Source organism: Arenibacter sp. 6A1 (genome assembly GCF_012272855.1).
In the GTDB taxonomy this organism is placed as follows: Bacteria; Bacteroidota; Bacteroidia; order Flavobacteriales; family Flavobacteriaceae; genus Arenibacter.
The window spans coordinates 21,101-28,965 of record NZ_JAAXCQ010000028.1 but is presented as its reverse complement, the minus strand read 5'-3'; the positions used below and the strand labels follow the sequence as shown (position 1 = coordinate 28,965).

General features: G+C 35.8%; 3 protein-coding genes. All 3 read left to right on the top strand.

Annotated elements, in window-relative coordinates:
* Nucleotides 1-34: 34 nt before the first annotated feature.
* A complete protein-coding gene (locus tag HCG49_RS17805; protein WP_168470836.1) occupies nucleotides 35-979 on the top strand; it encodes a response regulator transcription factor in 945 nt (314 codons plus the stop codon).
* Between the two features lie 858 nt (nucleotides 980-1,837).
* Nucleotides 1,838-4,324, top strand: a complete 2,487-nt coding sequence (locus HCG49_RS17800; RefSeq protein WP_168470835.1) for a hypothetical protein — start codon at nucleotides 1,838-1,840, stop codon at nucleotides 4,322-4,324.
* A gap of 141 nt (nucleotides 4,325-4,465) precedes the next feature.
* Nucleotides 4,466-7,840, top strand: coding sequence for a hypothetical protein (locus HCG49_RS17795; RefSeq protein WP_168470834.1), 3,375 nt, complete (start codon nucleotides 4,466-4,468; stop codon nucleotides 7,838-7,840).
* Nucleotides 7,841-7,865 lie beyond the last annotated feature (25 nt).

Here is a 7,865-nt window from a genome sequence, read left to right as displayed (position 1 = left end):
GATAATGAAAATTAATCAATGTACTTTTAAATAATTGTGTACTCTTGTTGCCAAAAACTCTGTACTCCAAGTTACCAATCATTGTGTATTGTTACTTACCGACTACAAAAGTCCTATATTAGGATTTATATATAATGGATTAGGGCAATCTTATATGCTTAAAGGTGATTTTAAAAATGCCCTTCTAAATTTAGAAAAAGCTTTAGATATAGCCAATACTTCTAATTTTTTTGATTTAAAGATAGAAGTATACAAGTCCTTTCAGGACTATTATAAAGCCCGAAATGACAATGATAGCTATATTCTTTATAACGAAAAGAGAGAGGAATTAACTTTAATGGATGAGCAAAACCGAAAAGAAATTGCCAATCAACTGTTACAAATTTTAGAGGAAAAGAGATTAGAAATGCAGATTGAACATAGAAATAATATAATACTTTTATTGGGGACAAGTCTGTTAATATTAATCATTATGGTATGGGTTTTCTTGTATCGAAACAAAAAGAGTCAAAAAAATACCAAAAACCGTATTCTTAAAAATAATGGAAAGGCTAAGATTGAAAGTCAGTCTAGAATAATAGAGCAAGGAACTTATATGCCCAAAGAATCGGAAAATTATATTTTGGGTAAATTAGAGCGATTTGAATATTCTAAAGAATTTTTGGACAAGGGTACCTCTTTAACAACCCTTGCTGCCAAAATTCAAACAAACACACGGTATTTATCCTATGTTATAAAGGAGCATAAGCAGACAGACTTTACTACTTATGTTAACGAATTGAGGATAAGCTATATTATCGATTGTTTGGAAAGGGATCCTGATTTTCTACAATACAAAATAAGCTATTTAGCTGATAAATGCGGATTTTCTTCCCATACTAGGTTTTCGGTTACTTTCAAAAAAATTACTGGAACAACCCCCTCTTCATTTATCGAAAGTTTAAAGCATAGTGCTACCGATAAAATAGGGATTGAATAAATTATTCATTTCTTACAACTTTAATTATTGTTTTCAAGCTTGGGGTAGACACATATATCTAGGCCTTGGCACATACTTTATTGGTCTTCATAATTGTGCCGATCTATTAATTTCATTTACTTCAAAAGTATAAGGGGCTGATGTTGAGTAGCCTTACATTTTCCAAGTAATCAATCGTTTTTAGATGGGTTGGTAAGGGAGAAAAAAGATGCTTATCGTAAAGAATCCTATTACTTTTAGATGTTTTTAGTCAAAACTGAGCTACAGTACTTAAGCCTATACAATTCCATCAACTTTAAATCTCCGGATCTGGCTTATAAACACTAGATCAAGTATTCTTCCAGTATAGAAGCCCTGATATTGGAACCAAAATGTAGGTGAAAATATTTTGGATTATGATAAATAGTGACTTCATGCTTGCTAAGTTTGATTTGAACGGTACGGGATGACATATAATTCTTTAAATAATAAAATAAAATCGTTAAAGCACTACTATTTGCTGGTGAAATCTTCAACAACCTCCAGCTAGATGAATGATAATGATCATTGTAAGGAATAAGTCTTAAAATACACTGTAACTTTTTGATCGTAAGCGTGTAGAGATCACGTTTAGGCTTAACGTTTTACGTAATATATAAAAGAATACCGCCTACTAATTACGTAATACGTGTAGACAACAATTATTTATGGAAAAATGATTATTGCAAATTTGCGCTTCATAATTTGACTACCTAACCCTTAAAAACGAATAAGAATAGGTTTTTATTATGTGTAGGAATAGGATTAGTATAAGACTTTATAGATAATACATTTTCTCAAACTTTAAAAGTTCAATCATTTTAATTTAACATTTCATACATGAAAAAAATTACAATTTTGGCTACGGCTGCTTTTCTGGCTGTGTCTTATCATACAAATGCTCAGGTAGGAATAGGGACTCCGGAGCCTAGTGACGCGACTTTGTTAGAGGTCAAGGCTGACAATAAAGGGGTCTTGATACCTAGAGTCAAACTAACCAGTACAGGAACTTTTACCCCTATTGATGGATTAGAAGTAGAGAGTTTACTTGTATATAATATAGGGCAGTCTCTAGATTTGGAAACAGCTGATGCTGTTTATCCTGGTTTTTATTATTGGCAGAATGGGCAATGGCAACGTGTTATTAATAAAAAAGACTTATATGCGGCTATAGAGAACCTTGGTGACACCTTCAATAAGTCTATTGGGCAAATAAATGATCTTATTAATTATATAGCGCCGTCTAACCCAAATAACAAAGATGATAATGGGAATCCAATTATTTCAGAAAATCACTCAACAGTGGTTTGGGATGAACCAAACAATTCCTTTTATGTAGTGGCGTATGATGCTACAACTAAAACATATGGTAAAACACTTATTGATATAAGTGCAATGGTGGCCGGATCGGAAACAAATACTTTTATTAGAGTGCAAGAAAATACAGATGCTCCTGATACGTATCATTTCTTCTCAGAGTCTGCTATTAAAACTTGGTTGTCAGTTCCTGCAAACGCGGGACTAGATCCTTTGACGGCAATGCCTATTGATGAGGCAGGAGTGGTAACTATCAATGTTGTTGGTGATGTTGTAGAGAATTTTGAACATATTTTAAATCAAAAAATCACTTACGAAGGAGAACAAATTACTATTGAGCAGGTTATTCAAAAAATTTCATCTCAAGTAGATGGAAATGTGATCTATACAGAAGTTGGTGGCGAAATGGTTTTTCAGTATTACGATGCCGCTAATAATAAGTATGAAACAATCAGTCTTTCAGAGTTAGTTCAGAATTCAGAGAGTAATACATTTATCCGTAAAGTAGATGAAAATGTTGAAACAAATGGCGTTTTAGCTACTCGGACTGTTTATTACTACTTCTCTGAAACAGCAATAAAAGATTGGTTAAATGCGGATGTTGCTAATACAGATCCAGCAAATATGCCTAATGATGCTCTAGGTGTTGTAGCGATAGAGGTGGCTGATGACGTAGCGGCTAACTTTGAGCATATTTTAAATCAGACGATAACCTATGAAAATGGTCAGCATACGGTTGAGGAGATTATTCAAATGATTTCTTCAGAAGTAGCTGGAAATGTAATTTATACAGAAGTAGGGGGAGAGATGGTTTTTCAGTACTACAATGGTACAGAGTATCTAACAATAAACTTAAATGAGTTAGTTCAGAATTTAGAGAGTAATACTTTTATCCGTAAAGTAGATGCTGTAATTGAAACTGATGGCACAGTAACTTCACCAACTGTTTATTATTACTTCTCGGAAACCGCAATCAAAGATTGGTTAGCGGCAGCTTTAACTAATACCGATCCAGAGAACAACATGCCAAATACGGCTCCAGGGGTTGTAGCAATTTCTGTTGCTGACGATGTGGCGACAAATTTTGAGCATATTTTAAAGCAAACTATCACCTATGAAAACAATCAGCTTACTATTGAGGAAATTATTCAAATGATTTCTTCAGAAACAGATGGTAATGTGATTTATGTAAATGACAAGAATCCAAATGATCCTAATGCAGCGGATGAATGGGTGTTTAAATACTACAACAAAGCTACGGATCAGTACGTCACTATCAATTTAGGAGATTTGGTTGCTGATTTTGAAACTAAAACGAAAATAACCAGGGCAGCGATAAATGCAGACGGTGAGACGCCTACTTATATAGATGCTAGAGTAGAGCCTACACCTACAAAAGCGGGACAAATCCTATATAAGTATGAAGCAGAAGAAGGTAGAACGGATTATTTGAATATAACCGAAGACCTACTTTTTTCGATTGAGAATAATGAAGATGTGCAAACCTCGATTACCAATATTCTAAATGGAGGTGGAAATGTGCTTTTCGGTGATATCAAAATAGGTACAACAGATTATACTGGCGTTTTATATTACTACGATGTTAATGGTGATCCACAACTTATAGATGTTTCTAAAACTTTAATTCAGAACCTAATCGATAATTCTACACAGGTTCAGGAATTAAAGAATGTATTAGGAAATAAGTATGTAGAGAATACTTTGATCTATACAGGGGATACTATAGATGGTAAAGCTGTAGCTGCGTATAAAACAACCACTACTATAGGTGTGCATACAGCAGTGACTGGTGGAGTTTCTTTGCCGCAAGCTCCTGCCGGAGTGGTTTCTATTTCACTGTATCAAGGTGGTAATTTGCTAACTAAATCAACTACAGATCATGTGATTTTAGGGAATAATGTAGCCTTTAATATAGGGATAGGAAATCACTATCAGGTTTTGCCTGAAGGAGTTTATGAGGTGATTATAGAGTTTACTGTAGTACAATAATCATTAGGATAATAATGCTGAAATGCTCCCTGCTAAGGGGCGGGGAGTATTTTTAAATATTAATTGGTCAGGTTATAGTTGTGTCAAGCTTTTAGAGGTTAGGAAGGAAGACAAAGCCAAGAGTTAGAAACAGTTTATACAATGAAGAAATTTTTACAAAATTTAATTTTCCAAAACAAAACTTCGTGGGGTCTTGGGGTGTTATTTCTGCTATTGGTGTGGATGCCAGAACAAAGTTTGGCGCAGACGAAGGATTATGCCGTAACAGTATATGAATATAAAAATGTTGATAATCAAGGAAATGCTGTAGATGGTAATGAATCCACAAAGGCTACCTTGAGAGCGCATCCGGGAGCTGTAGGTTTGGGTAGGAAATCTGGTTCTTTAGGCTTAGAGTTTACTAATGTTATTCCTTCTAAAAAACCTGTCTACGTTAAAGTTAATGCAGGTGATCAAGATATTTTAAAAAGACTGTTAGGGGGTAGTGTTGGGAATCTACTTGTAGGTTCTTTAAACAATTTATTGTTAGGTAGTCATTCATTTGAAATAGGTGCTTACAGTGGTGGTGTTAAGCTTTTTTCAAGTAGATCAACGAGCGGTTTTCAAGACTCACGTATCAAGTTTATTCAGGATAAAGATGGTGACTATATGTTTGCCTTACAGTCCGTGGAGTCTTTCAATCGGTTGAAAATTGAGAACTCAAGTAACGCTCTTTTGGGATTAACTGGAGATAAAAAATTCGATGTATATGATGCTTTTTATTATACAGGCAATGAAACAAATTGTGGGCGTCCAATAGGCACTTCCTTTGATGCTTCCGGGCTTGGATTGACTTTGTTAGGCAATTTAGCGAATGAGGATACTTTTTATAAAGCTATAGATGGTGATGAATCTTCTTTCTCCACTTTAAAACAAGGTTCATTACTGAGTGTTGATGTTGCAGGTAGTTTATCTCAATATTTTTATTTTCCAACAATTTCATCCGAGACATCTACGATAAATATAAAACTATCTCTAAGTTCAGGAGGTCTTGTTAATACAGATTTATTAGGAGCAGCTGAAGTAGTGCTTTATAATGGTGATGAAGAGGTATATCGCCGCTCATTACATAGCAGTTTGTTGAACAATACAGACGCTTTAGGTTTATTACAATCTGGCAATCCTATTACAATGACATTTGCACCAGGTCGTGAGTTTGATCGTGCAGCCGTAAGTCTTTCTTCTCCAGTGGGGTTAAGTGTGGCAGGCTCAGCTTTATATATTTACGACGTACAACGTTATGATGACGCAGCGGGTTGTGCTAACCCAGAGATAGCTGCTTTACCAGCCGCAACAAGTACTCCATTTGAAACGCCTTCCTGTGCAAGTAGATTAATAGATTTTGATAATGTAGATTTTGCACAACGTGCCGTAGATGGAAATAACGAATCCTACGCAACGCTTTATGCTGATTCAGGAAACTTATTAGTAAGTGGTCCAACAGCCGGATTTATAGAAATGGACCTTGGCCAAACTGTCCCTGCTAACAAAACTACCTATGTACGTATTAATTACGATGAGGATGTATTGGATAGGTTAGTGGGTGGTAGCTTAGGGAAGTTGGTGGGGGATTTAGCTAATAACTTGCTCTTAGGAAATCAGTATTTTGAAGTAGAAGCTAAAAATGGGGATACAGCTGTCCTTACTGGTACTAGTTCCAATGCTTTTGAAGGAACATCAAATGGTGCAACTACCATGGTGCAAGACAATATTGGGCGGTATTATATTGCTATTACACCTAATGTAACTTACAATCGTATACGTATTACTAATAATGTAGTTGCTTTATTGTCTACAGGTAAAAAAGCAGCTTTAGACGTTTACAATGCGTGTTTTGAGTTAGGAACAGATAGCTGTTTACCGGCCAACTTTACTTCTTACCGTGGAGGTGGCATTGGTTTAAATGTTGGTAATATTTCAAGCGTAGGCGTAACAAATGCCTATAGGGCAATAAGCGAAAATTCCTCGGATTATTCGGAGATTAATCTGGGTATAGCAGGCGTATTATCACATGTATATCAAACCGTATACTTTAGTCAACCATCAAAAACTGGTGACAAGGTTAAAATTAGATTGGCAATCGAACCTTCGTCTCCTTTAAGTCTGGATGTATTAGGAAGGTATCAAATTAAATTCTTTAATGGCAATGTACAAGTAGGTGGTAATGAAACCTTACAAGCAGGTTTACTGAATAATATAGACGTACTTACCTTATTTAATTCGGGGGGTATAGTAGAGTTGGAGTATGAGCCAAGCGGTACTTTTGACCGAGTAGATGTTGGAGCAGAGTCTATAGCAAGTGTTAATGTAGCCGCTGAACCTTTACGAGTATACAGCGTAGAGCGTTATGGAGATACGTGTCCTCTGACCATTGGTGAATCTCCTTTTATGGATCCTTCCTGCGCTACAGAATTACTAGCTGCTGATAATGCAGATAATGTCCAGAACCTTTTTGATGGTAATTTTGACAGTTATGCAACTTTAAAATCTGGTGCAGGGGTGCTTTTTGGAATAAATGATTTAGAAGGTTTCGTAGAGCTAGGTTATAATCAGCCCGTTTCTTCCGGAACGACTTCTTATATTCGTATAGATTTTGATCCAGGAATCTTAGAGAGTCTGGTGAGTGGTAGTTTAGGGAATTTGGTTACTGGATTACTAGATAATGTCCTTTTAGGAAAGCACTTCTTTAAAGTAGAAGTGAAAGATGTAAATGGAAATGTTATAGACGAAGCAGCTAGTAGTGGAGCTTCTGCCTCCGATGCTATTCGCGTGGTGCAAGACAAAGAAGGACGTTACTATATCGCAGTTACCCCTACAGCTGATTACAAATCCGTACGTATCACCGATGCTACAAATGCTTTGTTGGGTGTAGGATCACAACCCAATACTATGAACATTTATGGTATGTGCCATGAAACCAGCATTGCCGACTGTATGGCGCCTTTTGCAACCTCCTATGAATTTAATGGTCTGAATCTATCTGTTAATGATTTGTCCGGTGCAGGCGTAACCAATGCAGAATTCGCTCTTAATGCAAACAGTACTCAAGGATCACTTATTAGCAATGGAACTTTAGGGATTGGTACATCAACCAAACAATGGATTTACTTTAATAAGGTTTCTGATGTAGACGAAGTTGTTAATATTTCTTTTAAAACTCAAGCAGGAGGAATAGATCTAGATCTATTGGGCAGCTTAGAAATTAAGGCATATTTAGGAAATACAGAAGTAACTACTTTGGATTGGCAAAATGGCCTAGTGAATGGGGTTAATGTATTAAATCTTTTGAGCAATGGAGAAGTGGTAAACCTACCTTTCATGCCTGGTGCACCCTTCGATCGTATAACCGTGGGCATCAAAACAATTGTTGGAGTTTCCGTTTTTCCACCGGTAGAATTACTTGCAGTAGAACCTTGTACAACTATAAATACCAAACTACTAAGTAACCCCAATATTACTAACAAACTAAGGAACTAAAAACTAAAACTAAGCCTATAGTATG